The 23,795-nt window shown below is 35.4% G+C and carries 22 protein-coding genes, 2 tRNA genes, 1 rRNA gene and 1 riboswitch; of the genes, 4 read left to right on the plus strand and 21 right to left on the minus strand.

The window, feature by feature from the left end:
• Positions 1-132: 132 nt before the first annotated feature.
• The 6 genes from ACK4M9_RS21670 to groES all read right to left on the minus strand — a co-directional run bounded on the left by ACK4M9_RS21670 (position 133) and on the right by groES (position 6,443).
• Complete coding sequence (locus tag ACK4M9_RS21670) at positions 133-1,155, minus strand: reverse transcriptase family protein (RefSeq protein WP_409854858.1); 1,023 nt, start codon at positions 1,153-1,155, stop codon at positions 133-135.
• Positions 1,156-1,348: 193 nt separating this feature from the next.
• Complete coding sequence (locus tag ACK4M9_RS21675) at positions 1,349-1,654, minus strand: hypothetical protein (RefSeq protein WP_409854859.1); 306 nt, start codon at positions 1,652-1,654, stop codon at positions 1,349-1,351.
• A gap of 16 nt (positions 1,655-1,670) precedes the next feature.
• The gene (locus ACK4M9_RS21680) at positions 1,671-2,777 is read right to left on the minus strand and encodes a phosphoribosyltransferase-like protein (protein WP_409854860.1); all 1,107 of its coding nucleotides are present in this window, start codon (positions 2,775-2,777) and stop codon (positions 1,671-1,673) included.
• A 360-nt stretch (positions 2,778-3,137) separates the two neighbouring features.
• On the minus strand, positions 3,138-4,019 hold the full coding sequence (locus ACK4M9_RS21685) for a DUF6414 family protein (RefSeq protein WP_409854861.1): 882 nt from the start codon (positions 4,017-4,019) through the stop codon (positions 3,138-3,140).
• A gap of 423 nt (positions 4,020-4,442) precedes the next feature.
• Positions 4,443-6,071, minus strand: a complete 1,629-nt coding sequence (gene groL, locus ACK4M9_RS21690; RefSeq protein ID WP_409854862.1) for a chaperonin GroEL — start codon at positions 6,069-6,071, stop codon at positions 4,443-4,445.
• Between the two features lie 87 nt (positions 6,072-6,158).
• Positions 6,159-6,443: a co-chaperone GroES gene (gene groES, locus ACK4M9_RS21695; protein ID WP_409854863.1), complete on the minus strand. Its 285-nt coding sequence runs from the start codon at positions 6,441-6,443 to the stop codon at positions 6,159-6,161.
• 404 nt (positions 6,444-6,847) lie between these two features.
• Here groES and ACK4M9_RS21700 point away from each other — a divergent pair, with 404 nt between their 5' ends.
• Both ACK4M9_RS21700 and ACK4M9_RS21705 read left to right on the plus strand, forming a co-directional pair.
• On the plus strand, positions 6,848-7,561 hold the full coding sequence (locus ACK4M9_RS21700; protein WP_409854864.1) for a CPBP family intramembrane glutamic endopeptidase: 714 nt from the start codon (positions 6,848-6,850) through the stop codon (positions 7,559-7,561).
• Position 7,562: 1 nt separating this feature from the next.
• On the plus strand, positions 7,563-7,754 hold the full coding sequence (locus ACK4M9_RS21705; protein WP_409854865.1) for a YdiK family protein: 192 nt from the start codon (positions 7,563-7,565) through the stop codon (positions 7,752-7,754).
• 39 nt (positions 7,755-7,793) lie between these two features.
• Here ACK4M9_RS21705 and thiH read toward each other — a convergent pair whose 3' ends face one another.
• The 5 genes from thiH to moaC form a co-directional block, all read right to left on the minus strand.
• Positions 7,794-8,900, minus strand: coding sequence for a 2-iminoacetate synthase ThiH (gene thiH / locus ACK4M9_RS21710; protein ID WP_409854866.1), 1,107 nt, complete (start codon positions 8,898-8,900; stop codon positions 7,794-7,796).
• Positions 8,901-8,975: 75 nt separating this feature from the next.
• Complete coding sequence (locus ACK4M9_RS21715; RefSeq protein WP_409854867.1) at positions 8,976-9,749, minus strand: thiazole synthase; 774 nt, start codon at positions 9,747-9,749, stop codon at positions 8,976-8,978.
• 126 nt (positions 9,750-9,875) lie between these two features.
• A riboswitch (TPP riboswitch) is annotated at positions 9,876-9,986 on the minus strand.
• A 78-nt stretch (positions 9,987-10,064) separates the two neighbouring features.
• A complete protein-coding gene (locus tag ACK4M9_RS21720) occupies positions 10,065-11,486 on the minus strand; it encodes an MDR family MFS transporter (RefSeq protein ID WP_409854868.1) in 1,422 nt (473 codons plus the stop codon).
• A gap of 164 nt (positions 11,487-11,650) precedes the next feature.
• On the minus strand, positions 11,651-12,286 hold the full coding sequence (locus ACK4M9_RS21725) for a redox-sensing transcriptional repressor Rex (protein ID WP_409854869.1): 636 nt from the start codon (positions 12,284-12,286) through the stop codon (positions 11,651-11,653).
• A 168-nt stretch (positions 12,287-12,454) separates the two neighbouring features.
• The gene (gene moaC, locus ACK4M9_RS21730) at positions 12,455-12,949 is read right to left on the minus strand and encodes a cyclic pyranopterin monophosphate synthase MoaC (protein WP_409854870.1); all 495 of its coding nucleotides are present in this window, start codon (positions 12,947-12,949) and stop codon (positions 12,455-12,457) included.
• A gap of 238 nt (positions 12,950-13,187) precedes the next feature.
• On the opposite strand from moaC, the gene ACK4M9_RS21735 reads away from it, so the two are divergent.
• The gene (locus ACK4M9_RS21735; protein ID WP_409854871.1) at positions 13,188-15,110 is read left to right on the plus strand and encodes an ABC-F family ATP-binding cassette domain-containing protein; all 1,923 of its coding nucleotides are present in this window, start codon (positions 13,188-13,190) and stop codon (positions 15,108-15,110) included.
• Positions 15,111-15,161: 51 nt separating this feature from the next.
• On the opposite strand, the gene ACK4M9_RS21740 is transcribed toward ACK4M9_RS21735, so the two are convergent.
• From ACK4M9_RS21740 to ACK4M9_RS21780, 9 genes are all read right to left on the minus strand, one after another.
• Entirely contained in the window at positions 15,162-17,297 is a 2,136-nt protein-coding gene (locus ACK4M9_RS21740; protein ID WP_409854872.1) for a hypothetical protein, read from the minus strand.
• A gap of 294 nt (positions 17,298-17,591) precedes the next feature.
• Positions 17,592-18,605, minus strand: coding sequence for a tRNA (adenosine(37)-N6)-threonylcarbamoyltransferase complex transferase subunit TsaD (gene tsaD, locus ACK4M9_RS21745; RefSeq protein WP_409854873.1), 1,014 nt, complete (start codon positions 18,603-18,605; stop codon positions 17,592-17,594).
• A complete protein-coding gene (gene rimI / locus ACK4M9_RS21750) occupies positions 18,605-19,054 on the minus strand; it encodes a ribosomal protein S18-alanine N-acetyltransferase (RefSeq protein WP_409854874.1) in 450 nt (149 codons plus the stop codon). The genes tsaD and rimI overlap by 1 nt, the downstream gene beginning before the upstream one ends.
• A 17-nt stretch (positions 19,055-19,071) precedes the next feature.
• Entirely contained in the window at positions 19,072-19,773 is a 702-nt protein-coding gene (tsaB, locus tag ACK4M9_RS21755; protein WP_409854875.1) for a tRNA (adenosine(37)-N6)-threonylcarbamoyltransferase complex dimerization subunit type 1 TsaB, read from the minus strand.
• Positions 19,773-20,228, minus strand: a complete 456-nt coding sequence (tsaE, locus tag ACK4M9_RS21760) for a tRNA (adenosine(37)-N6)-threonylcarbamoyltransferase complex ATPase subunit type 1 TsaE (protein ID WP_409854876.1) — start codon at positions 20,226-20,228, stop codon at positions 19,773-19,775. The genes tsaB and tsaE overlap by 1 nt, the downstream gene beginning before the upstream one ends.
• A complete protein-coding gene (gene thiL / locus ACK4M9_RS21765; protein ID WP_409854877.1) occupies positions 20,215-21,225 on the minus strand; it encodes a thiamine-phosphate kinase in 1,011 nt (336 codons plus the stop codon). The genes tsaE and thiL overlap by 14 nt, the downstream gene beginning before the upstream one ends.
• A gap of 306 nt (positions 21,226-21,531) precedes the next feature.
• Positions 21,532-21,608, minus strand: a tRNA-Met gene (locus ACK4M9_RS21770).
• Between the two features lie 111 nt (positions 21,609-21,719).
• Positions 21,720-21,796 (minus strand) — tRNA-Met (locus tag ACK4M9_RS21775).
• Between the two features lie 215 nt (positions 21,797-22,011).
• Positions 22,012-23,154, minus strand: a complete 1,143-nt coding sequence (locus tag ACK4M9_RS21780) for a trans-sulfuration enzyme family protein (protein ID WP_409854878.1) — start codon at positions 23,152-23,154, stop codon at positions 22,012-22,014.
• Between the two features lie 127 nt (positions 23,155-23,281).
• On the opposite strand from ACK4M9_RS21780, the gene ACK4M9_RS21785 reads away from it, so the two are divergent.
• Positions 23,282-23,470 carry a hypothetical protein gene (locus ACK4M9_RS21785; RefSeq protein ID WP_409854879.1) on the plus strand — a complete coding sequence of 63 codons (189 nt, stop codon included), beginning with the start codon at positions 23,282-23,284 and terminating at the stop codon, positions 23,468-23,470.
• A 207-nt stretch (positions 23,471-23,677) separates the two neighbouring features.
• On the opposite strand, the gene rrf is transcribed toward ACK4M9_RS21785, so the two are convergent.
• Positions 23,678-23,793, minus strand: a 5S ribosomal RNA gene (gene rrf / locus ACK4M9_RS21790).
• Positions 23,794-23,795: the final 2 nt, after the last annotated feature.

Genomic DNA, 23,795 nt, shown 5'->3' on the forward strand with positions numbered 1-23,795 from the left:
ATGTAGGTAGTTTGGTCACTTTCTACTATAAGAGAGGTTAGTGAAATTGGAAATTATGTGGCTCATTTTTTATGTGATCAAACGCTTAAAAAGTGGCTCAAAATTAATTTATCAAATACATTTTAATCTGACTTAATTCCAATCTAAGTCCTGAATTTTCTTTATCAACTCTGCTCCCTTGATTGAATCAACCATATATATGAATCTCGCTAATCCAATTAAATACCCTTTATAATTAGCTATAGTTATTAGTCCGTGATACTTCAAATGTTCATTTACTCCGAATTTCTGACAATAATAAATCTCTTTATTAAGCATTCGAATATATTTTTGTGGAACTCTTACACCTTCTGATGTAACAACTAAACCCGTTACAATTTTTGCATGATTATCTTTCATTAGTCTAGTCTTCTTCTCATTAATATTTAGGTTATACTTACTAAGTGTATAGTATATTATTTGTTTTAATTTCTTAACTAGTGTGAGATACCCCTTTTTTTGAATACCTGAAAAAGTAATGTCATCAGCATATCTCGAATACCTAATATTATATTTATGGGCTATTTGTTGAAATTCTTCATCAATCTTACGAAAGAAAACATTGGAGATAGCTGGACTTGTTGGAAATCCCTGGGCTAAACTTTCATTTACAGTTGTTAATAAGCAAAATACCTCACTGACTGCTTCTGAATAACCAATTTCCATGAATATTTTCTTAATTTCGTTTTGTTTTATAGATGGAAAAAAATCTTTGATATCTGTTGAAAACACCCAAAATGGATCTTGGTGTAAATGGACTTGAGCATTTGTCAAAATCGACTTGTTCTTAACAAAGCCATGTGAACAAATTGAAACTTCAATATTATTTAAGATATTCTTAAGTATCCACTTTTGTATAGCCTTTAATTTATAGTTTGGATTCCAAACTTCCCTTAATTCCCCATTCCTTTTCCTAACAAAGTAATGATTAGTATTATTTATTACGAACTTCTCTAGTTCATCAACCTCTATTTCAAAAAGTAACAATAGCTGATTGACGTCAAAAATAACTGGACAATGGATAGAATATAATTGTTCAGCATAATGGATGAGTTCTTTTTTCTCTTCCTCGCATATATCACTTAATTCAATATTATATAATACTTGTTTAATCATAGCATATATTTGTTAGTGACTACTTCACCTTTAAATTAAGAAGCTCTTAAGGTTTTAATTCTTAATTTAAAGGTGAATGATGATTCTGCGGTTTTTGCAGAATTATCATTGATTTTGAAATAAGAATTAAATACATACTTACTTCGATTAGCACTTGCTAAAAGTCTAGTCACCATCAAATATTATACCTCCTTTAGGATTTTTTTGGAATATAATTCTCCAAAGAATTTTCATTCACCTTATATCTAATCTCACCCATACTTTCAAGTGTAAAAGTATTCAGTTTTGAACACTTTAATAAACTATTCCCCTGATAGGTAATCACTAGTTTACCATCTTCAAATACAACCCACTTTGAAAATATTAAATAATCAATTATATGAAATACTTGCTCAGTTGTAATGTTTAAATATACCTTAATGGTATCAATAATAACAGCCATGTTATAATCTCTTATTATTAATAGAACAATATCTCTTTTCAAAGGTGAGAACTTCAAAACAACCACCTCCTTTCTACTGTCTTAAAAACGCATAAGCTTCTTTTAATTCAGTACTGCTTATTTTTCTCTCATCCTTATTTCTTTTAGTTCTTAGAAACAAGGCAGTCCAGGTGGAACTATCCTCTGAAAGTAAGGTTAAGTTATTATTTGGTGCATTTACAAATGAAGCAATTGCATGATTCCTACAATACCTACTTGGTCTTAATTTGTTTCGTTTATTTATATTCCTAATTATTTCTCTAACTTCATTTATGTTTTCGGTAGAAAATATTTTGTCTTCTGCTAATACATCTATTGATTCTTTATAATAACTAATAGAAATATCTATCCCTAATTGTTCTACTATTTCTTCTATTGCTTTCATTCCCGATTCACTGGCTTCTATTACCCATAAATAAAATTTAATACTAATAGAACAATCCTCTATGATACTACCAATCTTCTTCAAAAAAGAAACTACTGAATCACCTGTTCCAATAAAGTCATCAATAATTATCATGTTTTTAACTGATAAATAGTTTGTATTAAGTATTTCAACTTTCTTATTTAAAAGATGTTCTCTTTTATCTTTAATTTTCTGTAACTTGTTAATACGTTTATTTAATTGTGTTAAAATTACTTTGTTTTTTTTATGTATTATTAATTGTTTCTGTAAATTTTGTATCATTTCTATATCTACACTACTCATTTGGTCATTCTCTTTAACTAACCTTCTCAATTCATCAATATTAGTTTTATAATTCATAAGATAATCAGCTGGACACACTATTCTAGTTCGATTAGCGTCAATTTTATTAACTAATCTAAAACTGGAAAACATATCTACTGCTGATTCAATTCTATCTTTTTTCCTTAACGGGAAAAATAATGATTGATTTAAAAATATGTTAAGTTTATCGATATTAAAAGTGTTATTTTTATATATTGTTTTATATGCTTGGGCTGTTAATTTCTCTGAATAATAATTAAAATTATTACATATCTCTAATACAATCTCAAATTCGTCCTTAGTAAGCTTCTTCTTCCACATTTCCAATATTTCCATTTTTATATCTCTATTCTCTTGATCTAAATCCCATAAATGAACTACTTCATTTAAATCTTTTAATTGCTTTAACATATCCCTTTTCTCCAAATACATCTTTTTTTATATTAACATTTTTCATAATTTTAACTTAGAAGAAGCTAAGTAACTAACCATGTTAAATCTCATATTTTATAGATTTTAGGAAACCATTCGAACTGAATAGAGATCTAATGTTACTAACAGCTTAATTTTTTTATCTTTGCATTGATAATTTTTAATATTTTACAAAACCTACTACTTTAATAGTTCTATATAAGACATTATTTTCCTCCATGATACAAAAAACGACATAAAATTTCGTTAGATCGTTTTATATCTTTGAATCTAAATCTCATTTACTTATGATATGGTACACTGTGATGTATCTAAGTGCGGCTTATCAATGCGTAATAATTATGAATATATTGCTATTGGAATTACTAATATAGCAGGAGTTGATATTCTCGAAATAATGTTCGGAAACTCAATTTGCTCGTCTAGACCTGTGTTCATAGACTGTAAAAGACCATCTAGAGCTTGTTGTTGAAATAATTTAAATGCTGTATTTCTAAATAAGTTAATTTCATCCAGATCATTACTAACAACCTTTACAACTTTACCGAAAACAGTATAATTCCCATCAATTATTTCATTCGTATTTTTATGAATAAAATAATTTAAATAAACGGGAAGAACTGCTTTTAATGATTCCTTTTCATTAATAGTACAAATTAAATCCATACTATCGTTTGCTATTAAACTATTTCTCATACTTTTTACTTGCTTTAACATTTCTTGGTTCCCGTCTTTTTTGCTACCTTTTTGAGTTGGTTGAAATGTCATTGCTAAAACCATTATTTGTTCAATTGATTCTAAAAGCGATATTAACGGGTTTTTCTCCAATTTACTATTAAATCTTATAAAACTCCCAGGTATTAAACTATCCAGACTCTCTTTACCTTCGATATCTTTGATCAATTGATTCTCATCTAAGTATGAATGTAATTTTGCAAATAAAGATGTTGGTGTGTGAACTTTCTCCTCACTTGAGCTATTTTCCTCCGATGAATTTTTTTCTATCCCCATTGCTGCTTTAATTTTTGTTTTTATTCCATATAAACCAAATCCAGCTTCCCCGTCTATGCTACCATTAGTAGTCTTCCCATCAGTCCTTGATACATTTAAATTTGTGACTTGTGAAAAACCATCTTCAATAACTGCCAATAAATCGAATACTACATTTTGGTTTAAATAAGTTGTAACTGGAAATACACCATCTCTCGATTCTTTTTTCATCAAAATACCTCCAAAATATATTTAGTACCAAGGTCAATGCAGAATGTTTGTTCTTATTGTATAACATTAGAAATTTTTGTCAATTATAAATAGTTTAATAGGTCAGATGGTTTATATGATATGTCTCTTCCTGTATTGTAAGTAGATTCTTCAAATTAAAATCATTTGTTGCGCAGTATCTAGTCTACTACGTAAAACAGGAGTTACTCCACAGTTTGTTTCTCTTAGAGAAAGTTTATCTTATCAAAGGTGGTACTTTTACATTAATTAAGTCGATACGAAACAAGAATTAAAAAGAGGCTTCTCAAAAGTTTAATCAACTAATGAGAAGCCTCTTTATACGTTTACCTTATGTTAGCAATTTGTTAGCATTTTGTAGAAATGCTCTCATAAACCCTTATCTATCAAGGGCTTGAGCGATCATCACATCATGCCGCCCATTCCGCCCATTCCAGCCATGTCTGGCATACCGCCGCCGCCTTCTTCCGGCTTGTCAGCGATTACTGCTTCTGTTGTTAAGAACATAGCAGATACGCTTGCTGCGTTTTGAAGTGCAGAACGTGTAACCTTAGTTGGGTCAACGATTCCAGCTTCAATCATGTTTACCCATTCGCCAGTAGCTGCATTGAAACCAATTCCTGGTTCTGCATTCTTTAAGCGTTCAACGATAACTGAACCTTCAAGACCAGCATTGTGAGCGATTTGACGAACTGGCTCTTCAAGAGCGCGAAGTACTAAGTTAACACCAGTTAACTCATCGCCGTCAACTTGAATTTGTCTTACAGCGTTAATAACATTAACTAGCGCTGTACCACCACCAGATACGATACCTTCTTCTACTGCTGCACGTGTAGAGTTAAGGGCATCTTCAATGCGAAGCTTTTTCTCTTTTAGCTCAGTTTCAGTTGCAGCACCAACTTTTACTACTGCTACTCCACCAGCTAATTTAGCAAGACGCTCTTGAAGTTTTTCTTTATCGAATTCAGAAGTTGTTTCTTCTAATTGTACACGGATTTGGTTAACGCGAGCTGCGATCTTTGTAGATTCACCAGCACCTTCAACGATTGTTGTATTCTCTTTCGTTACAACAACTTTAGAAGCGCGACCTAATTGAGTAATTGCTGTAGATTTAAGATCAAGACCTAAATCTTCAGTGATCACTTCACCACCAGTTAATGTAGCGATGTCTTCAAGCATAGCTTTACGACGGTCACCAAAGCCAGGAGCTTTAACAGCAACAGCTGTAAATGTACCACGAAGCTTATTCACTACTAATGTAGCAAGTGCCTCACCTTCAACATCTTCAGCAATTAATAGGATTGGCTTACCTTGTTGAACAACTTGCTCAAGGACAGGTAAGATTTCTTGAATGCTAGCAATTTTCTTATCTGTGATAAGAATATATGGGTTATCAAGAACAGCTTCCATTTTATCTGAGTCAGTAACCATGTATGGCGACGCATAACCACGGTCGAATTGCATACCTTCTACAACTTCTAACTCAGTTGTAAAGCCTTTTGATTCTTCAATTGTAATTACTCCATCATTACCAACGCGCTCCATAGCTTCAGCAATTAATTGACCTACTTCTTCATCAGCAGCAGAAATTGCAGCAACTTGTGCAATAGAAGCTTTGCTTTCGATTGGTTTAGAGATTGCTTGAAGCTCTTGTACGGCTTTAGCAGTCGCTTTCTCAATACCTTTACGTAATACCATTGGATTTGCTCCACTAGTTACGTTCTTTAATCCTTCACGGATCATCGCTTGAGCTAACACGGTTGCAGTAGTAGTACCGTCACCAGCAATATCATTTGTTTTGCTTGCAACTTCAGCTACTAATTTTGCTCCCATATTTTCAAAAGCATCTTCAAGCTCAATTTCTTTTGCAATTGTTACACCGTCATTTGTAATTAGTGGTGAACCAAATTTCTTTTCTAAAACAACATTACGTCCTTTTGGTCCTAATGTTACTTTTACAGCGTCTGCTAAAGCATCAACACCACGAAGCATTGCGCGACGTGCGTCTTCGCTAAATTTAATTTCTTTTGCCATCGTTATCTCTACCTCCTAGTTTTCTATGTAGTAGGAATAGTCCTACAGCTACTTTCATAGCTTATTTGTTTCAAAATAGAAGTATGATTAGTCTACAATCGCTAATACGTCGTTTTCACGAAGGATTAAGTATTCTTTTCCATCTAGTTTAATTTCTGTGCCTGCATATTTAGAGAAGATTACTTTATCTCCTTCTTTTACTTCTAACGCAACGCGCTCGCCGCTTTCTAGAATACGTCCCGAACCTACAGCAACAACACGACCTTCTTGCGGCTTTTCTTTCGCTGTATCAGGAAGTACAATTCCGCTAGCAGTTTTTTCTTCAGTTTCTACTTGTTCAATCACAATACGATCACCTAATGGCTTTAACAAGGAAAACACCCTCCCTCATCGAAATGATTTTAGTTGTTAGCACTCAACCATATCGAGTGCTAACACAATTATTATAATAATCATTTCAATTCTAATTTGCAAGTATTTTAACTAATTTTTTTAGGAAAACTTGGATTTTTTAACAAAAGAATTTCGACGTAAAATGCAAGCTACTAAATATAATCGAATGCAATCGGAAAAAATATCCTTCATTACTTTTGACATTTTAGAGTATATTTATACAGTAGATTTTTATGTTCTTCAAGATGTGTTAACTAAAGTTTTTCAATCTATATGTTACAATATGATAGTGTTATTTCTATTACTATAACGATTTTAATAACATTGTAACTTTACGTATAGGCAATACTAAATTCTACATTCTTTAAAAGGGAGTTTTTGTTTTGACAAAACGATATTGGCTAGTCCTGCTAACTTACATCCTGACCTTATTCTCGGTCATCATTGGTGCACCTATTTTAATGCTTATGGGAGTAGCGAAAGAGCAGATCCCAGGAATATGGACTTTATTTAGCTTTTCAATTGGCTTTATTATTATTTTACTATTGTTACGACAAGACATGGCAGAACGCCATTTAACTCGCGATCGAAGTTCAAAAAGTGATGCGGTTATTTGGTCAATTGCTGGTATTTTCATGGCATTTATGGCTCAATATGTTGCAGTCATTATCGAAGTTTCTGTTTTTGGTATTGAACCAGGTTCAGAAAATACCGAAATGATTGTCGAATTTGCCAAAGCAACTCCTGCTCTCATTTTAGTCGTTGCAGTTATTGGTCCAATCCTTGAAGAAATCATTTTTAGAATGATTATCTTCGGAACCCTTTATAAAAGGTTTAATTTTTGGATAGCGGCGATTATAAGCTCAGTCATATTTGCGGTTGTCCATATGGATTTTGAACATCTACTTGTATATGCGTTTATGGGTGTGGTTTTCTCATTCTTATATGTAAAAACAAAACGGATTATTGTTCCAATTGTCGCTCACGTAGCACTAAATAGCTTTGTCATGATTGTTCAGGTCGTATACGGAGACCGCTTAATGGAACTACAAAAAAAATTAGAAGAAATGCAAGGGTTTATTGGAGGACTATTATAAAATGAAATCAACACTTTTTTGGGCTTTTATGTATCTTTTTATGGCTGTAGCTTTTGTTTATCTAGCAATACAACAAAAAGGAAGAACCGGCGAATGGGATTTGTGGACAATAGCGTTGATGGCTATTGCTACTTATGACTTTATTATTGCAATCAAATACTTTAGGATGAAACGTAAAGTAGAGGATAAATAAAACGAGAACCTGTTGTTAACAGGTTCTCGCCTAATCCATCTAAACTAATAGTTCCCAATCCTTCAACACTGGTTGGTAGCCTTTATCCCTAATCATTTGTTGAACTTCTGCTAATGACCGTTCATCTGAGATTTCAAACTGAGCCGTACCCGTGTCGCACTTCGAATATCCACCGACTTCTGTGCTAGCACCTGCAGACATTTTCGTTACTCCTAAGTAGATGAGATTATCTCTTAACTCTTGAGGTTCTCGCGTTGATAATGTAATTCCTGATCGCGGTAAAAATAACCTAAATGCTGTAATTGCCTGAACTAGATGACGGTCCTCAACAATCGATTTTGGTTGATAATCACCTAGATGCGGTCGAATTCTTGGCAATGATAGACTAATTTCTGCATCTAAATACTTCTTTTGTAGATAATTGGCATGCATTGCTGCAAAAAACGCCTCTTTTCTCCAATCATCTAGTCCTAATAATGCGCCAACATTAATTTGGCGAATTCCCGCCTCGCAACCACGTTCAGGTGTATCCATTCGATAACGGTAGTCACGTTTTGGTCCTTTTACATGGACTGATTTATAAATTTCTTCATTATATACTTCCTGATAAACAGTAAGCCCATCCACGCCCGCTTCAACCAATTGTTTATATTCTTCAGTATCCAGTGGATTAATTTCAATCGCTACTGACGGAAAGTATTTCTTTAACACTTTTATGGAATCAGCAATATAAGAAACCGGTGTATGTGTTTTAGATTCTCCAGTTAACACTAGGATGTGCTTTAAACCTAAATCAGCCAACGCTTTCGCTTCAATTTCAATTTGTTCCATTGAAAGCTTTTTGCGCTCGAATTGATTTGTAACACTAAAGCTACAATACGTACAAAGATTTACACAGTGATCAGCAATGTAGATCGGGTTAAATAGTAAGATCGTTCTCCCGAAATGCTGAACTGTTAATTCATGTGATTTTTGGGCCATCTCTTCTAATAAGTTTTCAGCAGCAGGTGATAAAAGGACTAGTAGATCTTCTGGGGTCAATCTCTGCTTTTGCAAAACTCTTCTTACATCTACTTCCGTAAAATTTTTGAAAATAGTTTCAAAAGGTAATTCCTTTAGCTTTTCGTATTCATCGTAAAAACTCATGAGAAAGCTCCCTTCTTGTTAAGGGTTTATAGAGACCCTGATTATTTTTTGTTACTATCACAACTCTGCTTAAATTTAAATTTGTAAGAAACCTGTTAGTGGTGATGATGCTCTTGCTTGTTTCGCCACTGTGCCTACGCCTGATAAATAAGCTGTTCGACCAGCTTGAACAGCTGCCTTAAACGCTTCTCCCATCGCTACTGGATCACCAGCGGTTGCAATTGCCGTATTCACTAAAACAGCGTCTGCTCCCATTTCCATAGCTTCACAAGCCTGAGATGGTTTCCCGATTCCAGCATCAACAATTACTGGCTTTTCACATTCTTCAATTAAGATTTGAATTAACTCTTTTGTCTTCAAGCCACGATTTGTACCAATAGGCGCTCCTAGTGGCATAACTGCTGCTGCCCCTACTTCTTCTAGCTTTTTAGCGACCATTAAATCTGGGCTCATATAAGGCAAAACAATAAAGCCTTCATTAGCTAAAATTTCTGTTGCTTTAATCGTTTCATAATTATCAGGAAGTAAATATTTTTGATCAGAGATAACCTCTATTTTAATCCAATTCCCCATCCCGGCTGCTCTTGCAAGTCTAGCAATACGAACCGCTTCCTCTGCTGTTCTTGCTCCTGAAGTATTTGGTAGCAAGATCATTTCTTTTGGGATGTACTTCATAATATTTTCTTGGTTCGTATTAAAATCAACACGACGCATGGCTACAGTGATGACTTGCGATTGTGAAGAAGCAATTACTTCTGGAATTAAAGCATCGTTATTAAACTTTCCTGTTCCAATTAATAGTCGGCTATTTAACTCTACGCCACCAATAGTTAATAAATCTTTTGTCATTGTTTCTCCTCCTAAGGATTGTTTTAAATGAATACTAGCAAACGACCTAGATTTTTCTCTCAACAGTTGAATGTACAAAAAAGACCACATCATACTCGATGCGGCCTTAAAGACATGTAAAGATAATTCAATACAAAACAGTCTTCCCTCCGCTGGCATGATCCAGATCAGGTACACGGTCTGTGACAGATTAGTCATCTTCTCAGCCTAGTCTTCTAGGCTCCCGTAGCTGTGAAACATATTCTTTTTTTCATCATAACATAGATTACTAATTAGTTAATACTAAATAGCTCTGTAAATTTATTTTTTCGTCTTCTAAGCAGATAATATTTTTTTACTTTCTTGTTCTTCACTAGCTTTACCTAACAGCCAGCCAAAAGGCACAGTCAAAAGAGCAATAACTCCTAACAGTAAGAAACCCTCATTAATTGCTTGTAAGCTAGCTTCTTCCATTGACCCTACATTAGGAAAAACTTGTACTTTACGAACCTCATAGAAAACCGAGATAAAGACGATGCCTAAAGCCGAGCTAATTTGCCTTAGGACATTATTCATCGCGGAACCCCTTGAAATGAACTTCTCAGGTATCGCATTCATTCCCGCCGTTGTTGCAGGCATTGTTGAAAAGCCTTGACCAATCCCACGCATTGCCATAAAGACGAAAATCAAAATTAAAGATGTTTCCATCGTTATAAACCCTAAGAGCATAGTAAAAATTGCAGTTATTAATAATCCGGAGGTAACAACTAGCTGAGGACCATTACGATCTAGAAGTCTACCACCAACTGTCATAAAAATACCTGTAAAAAGTGCTGCAGGTAGGAAAATTAATCCCGTTACGATTGGTCCTAGACCATAAACATGTTGAACTAATAATGGAATAAGAAATATCCCTCCAAATAGTGCTAACGATGTCGAGATTGAAATCCAAACACTATAGGTATAAGCCTTATTTTTAAAAATCGTTAAATCTAGCAAAGGTTGTTCAATCCGTTGTTCAATTTTCACAAAAAGATATAGCGATATTATCCCAATAAAAATTAATGCTAGATTAGCTGGTTGAACTAGATGTTCTAATGCTGAGACTCTCCCTAGAGCGTATAGTATTGCCCCAACACCAACGGTAACCGCCACGAAGCCCCACTTATCAAAAGTAATCCCTTTTACTCTATTCGTATTCTTTAAGTACTTCCAACCAATTAAAATACCTAAAAGTCCGGTTGGTACATTAACTAAAAATAGCCATTGCCAACTACCTTTCTCAATAATAATACCACCAATCGTCGGACCAATAGTTGGTGCCATCATCGCAGCAATTCCCCAAATTCCAGTTGCGAGCCCTCGCTCATGTCTAGGGAATACTTCAAATATAAGTGCCATTGACAGTGGCATCATAATTCCACCGGCAACTCCTTGAATCCCACGGAAAAATATAAGTGAACCTAGATCCCATGAAAATGATCCTAAAACAGAACCGATGATAAATATTAATAATCCGATTAAATAAAGTTTCTTCTTTCCAAATTTATCTCCTAAGTAACCGGTTAAAGGCATTGTTATTCCCATCGTTACCATGAAGATTGTAATTACCCAGCCAGTAGATACTGCATCAGCACCAAACACCTTCATTAAATGAGGAACTGCCGGATTTAACATACTATTGTTTAAAATAATTGTGAAAGTACCCAATAAAACAGCAATTACGACAAGCCACTTTTCGGGGAGTAAATTTCTCATTTTAATTTCCTTTCGTTTACCGAAATATATTCTTTCTTTACTATACCATGTTAGCTTACTTATTAGAATAAAAACCCCTTATTATTGAAATAAAAAAAGGTTACCACTTTGAAACAAAAGTGATAACCTCCTATATTCGTGTCTAGCGCAATAACGTTCCCATTTTACATTGGGTAATGCTTAAGAAAATAAATTAATGACTGAAGTTCAACAGATAAATCGATGTGATGAACTCGAACATTAGTAGGGACCGAGAGTCGAGCTGGTGTAAAATTTAAGATCCCTTTTATACCAGAAGCTACTAGACGATCAGCGACCCTTTGAGCAACCGAGACCGGTACAGTTAAAATTGCTACCGTAACAGATTGATCTAACACTTTTTCTAGATCATCTAAATGATGAATGGGAACACTTCCAAGTTCTTTCCCTACTTTATTTGGATCGACATCAAAAGCCATTTGAATTTTTGTACTATTGTTCTTTGAAAAATTATAATGTAAAAATGCTGTTCCTAAGTTCCCGACACCGATTAATGCAACATTTGTAACCTCATCTTGATCTAAGGTTTTTCTAAAAAAAGACAACAGGTAATTTACATTATACCCATACCCTTTTTTACCTAGAGCACCAAAGTAAGAAAAATCACGGCGAATTGTTGCTGAATCTACCTTCACTGCTTCACTTAATTCCGAAGAGGATACCCGTTGCTTTCCTGACGCTTGTAAATTTTCTAGGAATCGATAATACAAAGGTAATCGTTTTGCAGTCGCTTGAGGAATTTTCGTTTGATCAATATTCATAATTCTGCCTCCAACCTGTACCTTCAAAACTAGAAGGACAAAACATAATCAATGGGTTTCTCCCCATTCATTCAATCCTCACTTACTATCTTTCATTGTTTACCAATTCACAAATGGTTACTGAAAATCATTAGTTTCAACTTTAAATTGAGCTTTTTAAATAAGGATTTACTCTACTTCTTTCTCTCGTTTAAAATCGCCGCTTTTGCCGCCTGTTTTTTCAACTAAGTATGTAGGTCCAATAACCATTCCCTTATCTACCGCTTTGCACATATCATACACTGTTAAAGCTACCGCAGAAGCAGCGGTTAACGCTTCCATTTCTACCCCTGTACTACCCTTTGTTTTTACTTTTACATAAATATTTAGTTTGTGATTTTCTTCTTTTGTACTCCAATCAAACGTTACATCAACACCTGTTAAGGCTAGTGGATGACACATTGGAATCCAGTCCGCTGTTCTTTTTGCAGCCATAACTCCCGCAACTTGAGCTACTCCGAGAACGTCCCCTTTTCCTATTGAACCTTCTTGAATTTTCTCAAAGATTTCTTTACTAACTTCGACACTCGTCTGGGCTAAAGCGGTTCGAACTGTCTCGTGCTTCTCTGAGATATCGACCATTTTCGCGCGGCCTTGTTCATTAAAATGAGTAAACGATGACATATCAAATGTCCCCTTTCAATTCATCACAAATATATTGTACACCATTTTGTCAATTTTGTAATCGTTTCAAAAGTTGTAACGTAAATGAAATATAGTAAATTACCATGACAATTCTAGTTCTCTTAAATGCTAACGGTAAAAGTATTATTTGCTTGTCCACAATCGATTACGGTACACTAACTGTATGATTATAATTGATTGTGCGCTAGATTGCTACTAATGTTAGGATGATGAAATAATGATACTTTTACAATGTGTTCAAATAACAAAAAACTTCGGTGCTGAACCAATTCTATCCAATATAAAGTTAGAAGTCCAATCCAAAGATCGAGTCGCCATTGTTGGACGTAATGGTGCTGGAAAGTCTACTCTTTTAAAAATTATTGCTGGAAAACTTTCCTATAGCTCAGGGGATATCATCATACCTAAAGATGTGAGCCTTGGCTATTTAGCTCAAAATACAGGCTTAGAATCGACTCGCTCGATTTGGGATGAAATGTTAACGGTGTTTGAACCGCTTATAAAAATGGAGAAAGAACTACGCGAATTGGAAATGAAAATGGCAGATCCAGATTGTATAGGCAATGAAAAAGTATATGAGAAAGTTTTAAAAGACTATGATCTTCTCTCAGAAAGTTTTAAGGCTAAAGGTGGCTATAAATACGAAGCTGATATCCGTGGTATTTTATCTGGATTGCACTTTTCTGATATGGACTATTCTACGACCGTCTCAACTTTAAGCGGAGGGCAAAAAACCCGTCTTGCACTAGGGAAGTTATTATTAACTAGTCCCGATCTTCTTATATTAGACGAGCCGACAAATCATTTGGACTTAGAAACTCTTGCTTGGTTAGAACAATATCTACTTCATTATGAAGGTGCTATTTTAATCGTGTCCCATGATCGCTATTTTTTAGATAAGGTTGCTAATGTAGTGTATGAAATCTCTAGAACACGAGCAACAAAGTTCGCTGGAAACTATAGCTATTACCTAGACGAAAAAGAAAAACGGTACGAAATCGAGTTGAAGCAATACGAAAAGCAGCAAGATGAGATCGAAAAGCTACAAACATTTGTGGAAAAAAATATTGCCAGAGCATCGACAACTAAGCGAGCACAGAGTCGCCGTAAGCAATTAGAACGAATGGAACTGTTAGACCGCCCTCAAGGTGATGAAAAATCAGCTCGGTTTTCGTTTCAGATCATGAAACAAACAGGAAATGATGTCCTTAGAACCGAACAACTATCTGGAGGATATGATAGTCCATTGTTTAAAAATCTTAATTTATCGATAAACCGTTCTGAAAGCATTGCCCTCCTTGGTCCAAACGGAATCGGGAAATCGACGCTTTTAAAAATTATTACGAAACAACTAGAGCCCCTCGCTGGCCAAATAAGATATGGAAGTAATGTTCTGATTGGTTACTATGACCAAGAACAAGCAAAGCTTAACTCTAATAAACAAGTACTTTACGAATTATGGGATGACTATCCACTAACTCCTGAAAAGGAAATCAGAACGATCCTAGGGAACTTCCTCTTTAGCGGTGATGATGTATTAAAGAGCGTATCTGATCTCAGTGGTGGCGAAAAAGCTCGAGTTGCTTTAGCGAAATTAATGATGCAAAAAGCTAATTTTCTTATTTTAGATGAACCGACGAACCACCTTGATCTTGATAGTAAGGAAATTCTTGAAAATGCTTTAATCGATTATCCTGGCACAATCCTTTTCGTTTCCCATGATCGTTATTTTGTCAATCGGATGGCAAGTCGTGTCGTTGAAATGACTAAAGATGGTTTAGTTGATTATATTGGTGATTACGACTACTATCTTGCTAAAAAACAAGAAAACATCGAGCGTAAACAATTAAAAGAGCAACAAGAAGTGAAAGTTCAGCAAACAGACGAACAACCGTCTAAACAAGCATTTTTACAAGATAAAGAAGCAAAGCGAAAAGAACGTCAACAAAAGCGCCGCCTTGAAGAAATCGAGGTGGAAATTGAAAAATTAGAGCTTTCGATCGCAGGAAAACAAGAAGCGCTCTGTGATCCTGATGTTTACCATGACCACAATAAAGTATCTCAGTTGAATATCGAAATTGAACAGCACAAACAAGAACTTGATACTCTAATGGATGAGTGGGCTGAATTAGAGGCATAAGGATATAGTATGGAGTTTAGAGTGACTATAAAGATTTCTTTCTAGCTAACTCTAAACTTCATCCAATACCCAATAATAGCTTGTACAAACAATGATAAACATTGAGGTTGCTGCGGCAACGACTCCAGAATCATTTAATAATAGTAACGCAACCGAACCAACAACACCTGCTTGAATTAAAAGTCGACGAACTCCACGAGTAACAATCTCCTTTTTACGCCACAAATACAATGCAATTAATAGATATGTCGTAACAAAAAGCTGGGTCCAATTACTAAAGCGGAAAATCTTCCAATTCATCTCTAATTTTCTCTTAATCGTATCAATAATATATTGAAAATCACCTTCAAACATTCGCGAAAAGGCGTAGCCAATATGTGATTCTTGTTTATTTAATTGCATCAGAAATAACAACACTAATGTAATGACTACAATACCGAAAAAAATCAGTAAAAACTTACGCCAATTAACCTTCGGAAAATAGCCTCGATAAATAAAGTAACCGAACATCAACGCTGCCGATAGTGTTGCTCCTGCGTTTGCCCCTAAACCTGCCGAACTCAACAAAAATAGTTGCGTGATCCCGACAATAGTTACCAAAAGCCATCTTTTTATTCTTTGGCTTTCTAGTAGCAGCAATCCTGAAATTAAATAAACACCCGCATACTCATTTCCAATCCCGTAATATCTAGCGCCAATTACTGGGTCATACCCTAAATACGACCTTTGCATAAAATAGTTACCGATAAACAAGTCGACCGTAATTGTAATAAACAGTGCTATACTGATAAAAAAAATTGGGTTAGGGATGAATTTTAATACTAAAAACCCGGTTAAGAAGCTTAAAACAATCAATAATAGTAAATATATGTTTGGTTCTAAGTAGTTGAGACTATAAGGTGTAAGTAATAACAACAAAGGAGAACTAATGCCACTAATTAGTAGTGTTTTTGCGACATGTTTCCATGTATTGTTTTGATCGCGAAACATAATAATCACACTTGTCATGATTAATAAAATAACTAATAGAGTTATGTAACTTGATAACACCACATTTCGAGTTTTGAAAATAAGAAACATCAAATCTATTTTTGATAATCCTTCTTCTAAGGTTGAGTTGCTTGCTGCTTTCTTTTGCAATGGCTTTCCAAAAAAGTGACCTAAATCTTTTATTCCATAAAAATCTAAGATTGTTGGGGCAATATCTAAATTACTGACAACAAACGGTTGCCTAGTTGTACTCGATAGCAAATAGTAGTTAGCCGAAATTGCAGTCGATTGCCAATAAAATATTGGTGCAAGCCTTTCTTTATTTTGATAGGCATCACTATGAACCATTGGTGATAACAACATAACATTTTGTGGATAACCTTTCTTTAGTAGTTCACTAAGGAAAGTCTCTAGATTTAATAATGTTAATGCATATTGTTGTAAGAAATACTCTGCAGTCATATTTCCTTTTTGTTGATATAATCTGTGCAAATCTCCCCATTCAACAACAGTAAAGCTTGGGTCTGCTGAGTTATTAATTGTGGATAATGTTGCAATAATATAATCTACATCCATTACTACTCCAGAAGCTGATCCCGCACTTTTTTTTGTAGCTTCTTGGATGAGCCCATCAGATCTACCTTCTTGATCCATCGTCAACAAGGTTCCATAACGGACCTTTTGAGAACCAGCATCACTATTACCAATGAAAAAACTCTCAATACCATGCTCCTTTAACGTTTCCCCGAGGATACCAATTTGGGAGCGATATGTCGTTTGCTTATTTTTATCCACAAGCTTATGTAACATTGGATGAAATATAACACCATCATCAACAACCTTGCCTGTCCATTGTTGATAAAGCTCATTCACTACCTCTTTGTTTTCCACCTCCCCATTTACGTAAGCGTTCCAACCTTCAACACCTAAACTTCGCGTACCTGAGGCGATAGTAACTATATTATTCAAATATGAATAATGCCCATCTGGACGAATATTCATTGCTGACATTCCCCCAGCCATCCACAGCTCTTGCTGTTCTCCATTCTCTTTCAACCATTTCACTTCTTGGAAAGAGAAGTCTGGGACTATAATTATTGTAAGTTTCTTTCCCAATTCCTCAGCAAACGTAGTTTTTCCACAAATTATTAACAGAATAATTAAATAGCTAAAGACGATTTTTTTTAAGATGTTCATAAACTCCCTCTAAACAAATAAAACGTAAATTTTCTGACATATCCACATTATCAACAACTTTACCCACAAATAAAACCCTATTTTACAAACGTTTTAAGAAAGTTACTAACAATATCCACATAATTATCCCCAAAATGTTTATTAACACTAATACCCCTTATTTCGACACGTTTTTTAGAAGTTATCCACACTATCCACAATTGAGTTGTTAATAAGTACCTACGTTCTCTATTGACTTATACTCTAGCTACATATGCACAAAAAAACTGCCATGCATAAAGGCAGTTTTTCCAATTATTCTTTTTCTAAATCAAATCCTGGATTACCGTTTAGATCAAAACCTGCAAAAAGTCCTTTTTCCAGTTTTACAAAGGCTGCGGCTCCAATCATCGCAGCGTTATCTGTGCATAAATTCAGTGGTGGAATTACAAGTTCGATGCCTAGTTCCTCAAAATGTTGTGTTAACTTACTTCTCAGCCCTTTATTTGCTGCAACCCCACCTGCAATGAGAAATTGCTTTACGTTATATTCTAGAGCTGCTCTCTTAGACTTTTCTACAAGAACTTCAATAACACTTTCTTGAAAGCTTGCAGCAAGATCTTCACTCGATAACTCTATTCCTTTTTGACTTGCGTTATGCAGAGTATTAATCACGGCAGACTTAAGACCACTAAAGGAGAAATCATACGAATCCTGCTCCAACCATGCTCGAGGAAGCTTAATAGTTGGAGTTCCAGATGCAGCTAAGCGATCAATGTAAGGGCCCCCGGGATATGGTAACTTTAAAGTTCTTGCAACTTTGTCATACGCCTCCCCTACTGCATCGTCTCTTGTTTCACCTATTACTTCAAAGCTTCCGTGTTCTTCCATATAAACAAGCTCTGTATGTCCACCAGACACTACAAGAGTCATCAATGGAAACTTAAGTTCAGTAATAAGTTGATTAGCATAAATATGTCCGGCAATATGATGAACACCGATAAGTGGTAAGTCGTGAGCAAATGCTAAAGCTTTTGCAGCATTCACGCCAATTAATAACGCACCTACTAGACCTGGTCCTGCTGTAACAGCGATTGCAGATAAATCACTAAACGAGATGTTCGCTTCTTGCATCGCCTCATCTATTATGATCGTTATTTGTTCAACATGGTGCCTCGATGCAATTTCTGGTACGACTCCACCAAAGCGTTTATGGCTCTCAATTTGAGAGGCAACAACATTTGCTAATATTTCCTTACCGTTTTTAATAACTGCAGCTGCAGTTTCATCACAACTAGTTTCAATTGCTAAAATCAGTTTATCATCCATTATAAACCCACCCACATGACAAGAGCATCCTCTTGGTTATCTGTATAGTAATTCTTCCTAATGCCTCCTGGTTGGAAGCCTAAGTTGCTATATAAGCTTTGAGCAATATGGTTAGATACGCGAACTTCTAAAGTTACTTTTGTTGCTCCTAACGTGCGAGCTAATTCTATAGCATGCACTAACAGTTGTTTACCTAGCTTTAATCCGCGATAAAGTGAGTGTATCGCTATATTTGTAATATGTGCCTCATCAACAATAACCCATATGCCACAATACCCGATAATTGTGGCCTTGTGCTCGATCACAAGATAATGAGCAAACTTATTATTAATTAGCTCGTTAACAAAAGCTGTACGGCTCCAAGGAGTCGCAAAGGAATTGTTTTCAACTATTAAAACAGCTTCTATATCTTCTTCTAACATATACCGGATTTCATAATTTTCTTCCATAGAAATAGCAACCTTATCTAAACCTTATTTTTTTGATCTGCTAACCAATTTGTTTCAGCCTCTGCTAGGCGTATATAATTAGGTGTAAACGTATGTATTTCGTTATTAGGCTCTATTTTCATCCCTAGTCTAGCTAGCTCACTTGGTCTGGCATTATGGTCACAAAATTCTCCAAATTGCACTTTGTTACCTAACTGTTCAGTTATAACATCTTTGTGAATTGAAATATCGTTCCCTAAGAAAAGTACATTTTCATAGCTGCTATTTAAATGACTTGCCCAATCCTCTAAAAGACAAATTTGATCTTGAACTATACTCCTTAGTTCACCATTGTGATTTTCATATAGTCCAGTATATACTTGACCTCTTCTAGCATCAAAGATGGGTGAAACTACACCGTTAAAAAACCGTCCATTTTGTGCTAACGCCTCTAAACTTGAAACTCCTACCAGTGGAATACCCAACGTCCAAGCTAAAGTTTTTGCAGTAGTAACGCCGATTCTTACACCTGTATATGACCCTGGACCATGGGCAACAACAATACGTTGCAATTCTTTTGGGTGAACTCCTGCATCTTTCATTAATTCATCAATTGCCGGCATTAACCGAATCGAATGATTTTTTTTAAGATTTGTGATGACCTCACCAATTACTCTATCCTCTTCTACTAAAGCAACACCCATGACATAAGTAGACGTATCAATTGCTAAAACTTTCATTAGTTTAATAACTCCTTACATAATTTGTTGTACCATTCTCCTATTGGATGTAATACAATTTCTCTTTTGTCTTCCCCAGCATGGTATATTTCTACAGAAAGACGTTCTCTTGGTAGCTGCTCGTTAATTAAACTTGCCCACTCAACGACCGTTATCCCATCACCATAAAAATATTCATCAAAACCTAAATCCTCGTCAGCTTCACATACTCGGTACACATCCATATGATAAAGTGGTAGTCTACCCTGATATTCTTTTATAATCGTAAAAGTAGGACTATTCACTGTTCTTTTTACCCCTAGCCCTTTCGCCAACCCTTTCGTAAAGTGAGTTTTTCCGGCTCCTAAGTCACCTTCTAACGTAATTACCGAACCTGCTATAAGAAGCTCACCTAATCGGTTGGCAAATTTCATTGTCTCTTCAGGGGACGATGTATGTACTTTATATTTTTCCATTATCTTCACCTTTATTAAAATGATTAAAGCCCTGTTTTAGCAGCTTTTTTTTCTTATTATTTTCTGTTATATAAACATCTCCAGAGCCTATCGTTACTTCTCCAATTATAGTTAGCATGATCGCTTTTTCTCTAAAAGTCTCACTAATTTTTTGAAAGGCGGCTTGAGACATTGTCCCCACTAGTAAATAATCTTCGCCTCCAAAAAGGCACCAACGTCTTTGTTCGTCTAATGGAAAATCTTTTATATAGTCGCTTCTAGGAATCTTTTCAAACTCAATTAATAAATCTACATTGCTTGCTTCGGCTATTTCATTTGCTTCACTTGCAAGCCCATCACTAATATCATTTAAAGATATTTTTTCACCACTAGTAGCAAAAAGACGTCCTGCAGCGACCTGAGGCATTGGCAGTTGATGCGCCTCTAGTAACAGCTTTTCAGTACTGGAGTAGTTATGGGTAAGACCATGCTTTAACAATAACTCTAAACCTGCAGCTGACGCACCTAATTGACCAACTACGAAAATGATATCACCTGAACTAGCTTGATGGCGATAAAGACTTGTCCCTTTTTCAATTTTTCCGCACACAGTCACAGTTATAATTAGGCCACCTGGTGATGAAACCGTGTCCCCACCTATTAAATCCATTGAGTATTGTTTACCTAGTTTTGACATACCAGCATATATCTCTAAAAGTTCTTCTTCTGTCCAACCTTTAGGAACTGCAATCGAAACAAGATAATATGTTGGTATACCACCCATTGCCGCAATATCACTTATATTCACAGCGAGTGCTTTAAAGCCAAGCATAAAAGGAGTCATCGTTTGCTTCGTGAAATGAACCCCTTCTACCATTGTATCCATACAGATCAGTTCATCAAACATGTGACTACTTTTAAAAACCGCAGCATCATCACCAATACCTTTTATTAAAGATGGTTGCTGAGTTTCTTTAGATTTGATTTTATTAATAAACTCAAATTCGTCACGTATCATGAATTTTCACACCTAACTGGCATACCCCTATATTTCAAGAAAAGCCTTCTATTTTGTTATACCTAAATCCATAAGAAAAAACCTTAGGATCACTAAGGTTATCATATAGTAGTTTATCTTATTTTCCGATAAAAACCTAGTCATGACACATTAAAATAAAAAAAGCGCAAGGATAAATTAATCTTTGCTCCTTCGCCATTACGTTTGCTCGTACAGATGAACATCAAATATTAAAAAAAAAAATAAAAAAGACTTTGCTCCTCGTCGCAAAACCTACAATAATGTTTATTCAAAATATTTATGGTTTGGTTGCGGGGGCAGGATTTGAACCTGCGACCTTCGGGTTATGAGCCCGACGAGCTGCCAGACTGCTCCACCCCGCGATAATAATAAATTATAAAGTTTACTTCCTGATCCGAGCTAAAGACTGTTTCTTCCTCTGCTAGCTTTGCTCTGTTGATTATGCGTCGAAACAACTCGTAGCGTAAAAAATTTGGTTGCGGGGGCAGGATTTGAACCTGCGACCTTCGGGTTATGAGCCCGACGAGCTGCCAGACTGCTCCACCCCGCGATAATAATAAATTATAAAGTTTACTTCCTGATCCGAGAAAAAGACTGTTTCTTCCTCTACTAGCTTTGCTCTGCTGATTATGCGTCGAAACAACTCGTGGTGGGCTCAGAGAAGTAATGCTCGTTGCTCCACCCCGCGATAATATCCAACTGCACTCTGCAGTTGGTTAATATAAAATTATAATACCATATACAGAAGCTATATGCAAACTCTGCTTATAACTTCGCTTGTTCAATCGCTTCTTCAAAAGCCTTAATAATATCTTCAGCGTCTTCAATGCCTAAAGATATTCTTACAAGGTCCTTTGTAATTCCTAATTTACTTCGAATGCCGTCTGGTACTGATCGATGAGAAGTTCCTAAAGGATAGGTTACTGAAGTTTCAACTCCCGCTAAAGTTGGGACAATCTTTACCCATTGAAGAGATTTAAAGAATATATTTAAATCACAGCTTTCACCTAGATCGATTGAAACAATAGCACCATTTCCATTTTCAGAAACTGAATTAGGATAATATACTTTCGAAATTGAAGGATTGCCACGTAGAAAATCAGCCAGAGCCTGGGCATTCTTTACTTGACGATCCATTCTTACTGCTAAAGTTTTTAAGCCTCGACACGCTAACCAGCCTTCAAAAGGACTTAAATTACAGCCTAAGTTTACCACTTTTGTTTTAGCTTTAGCAATCAAACTTTCCTTACCTACAAGGACTCCGGCAGTTACATCACTATGACCACCAATGTATTTTGTAGCACTATGAACGACTAGATCAGCCCCTAATTCATATGGTTTAATTAAATATGGAGTCGCAAACGTATTATCAACCATTGTTTTCAAGTTATGTTTTTCAGCTAATGATATTAACGAAGATAAGTTTTCCACCCTTAATAACGGATTTGTAATTGACTCTGAATATAAAAGCTTTGTATTTTCATTAATAGCATTTTCTATTTCCTCTAGATTATTCATCGCTACAAAGGAAACATTAATACCAAAATCTTTTAATTCATTTGCAAAAAGTTGGTATGTACCACCGTAAATGTCTTCGGATGCAATAATGTGATCTCCATGATTTACAATTGCTAACACACCTGCTAAAATTGCAGACATTCCAGAGGATGTAGCGATTCCCTTTGGTGCACCTTCCAATTGGGCAACACCATTTCCTAAATCATCTGTATTAGGATTGCTGTATCTTGTATATAAGTATTCTTTATTTCCTCGATAAAAATCTTCCATATCATCTAAATCATTAAATGAAAAAGCAGACGTTTGGTATATAGGCTGGGATTTGCTAACATTTTTTTCTTGAACTTTTTTCTGAAAATGAACTGTTTTTGTGCTAAATTTAAATGTCATTTTACTTGCCTCCATTAGTCAGTGGGCGCTATCTTTTAAAGATAACAATAGAATTTTACCACTCTTTAAGTTTTAGGAAAAGGATTGGGTATAACTAAGATGAAAAATTATTGGGAGGTTTTCTACCATGAATGATACCAAAAAGGAATATTTAAATAAAGAAGAGGTTACAATTAGGAGCGATATTGACTCCAAAGATATTTTTCATACAACACCTTATTATGCTGGCGATTCCGTTGATCAGCATAAGCAATTAGAAGAAGTTAACGAGATGTTTACTGAAAAGGAAATAAAACAAAGCAATGAAAATTCATAGAAAGAAAACTTGACTAGTAGACGCAGAAAAGCTGCTGACCTCAACCACTTCATGAAATACTTCATTGGTTTCCTTCGTGCTGCTTTGCGCCGAGGAAGCTTACTTCGAAGCAATACGAGTAGACGCAGATGCACAATTTTCATTTTTAATTTAAGCTTTTAATCCTAAATACAAAAAACACATTCGCAAATGAATGTGTTTTTGTGTGCCTAGCAACGTCCTACTCTCACAGGGGGAAACCCCCAACTACCATCGGCGCTGAAGAGCTTAACGATCGTGTTCGGCATGGGAACGAGTGTGACCTCTTCGCTATCGCCACTAGACT

Source organism: Anaerobacillus sp., from assembly GCF_046314235.1.
Classification (GTDB): Bacteria; Bacillota; Bacilli; order Bacillales; family Anaerobacillaceae; genus Anaerobacillus.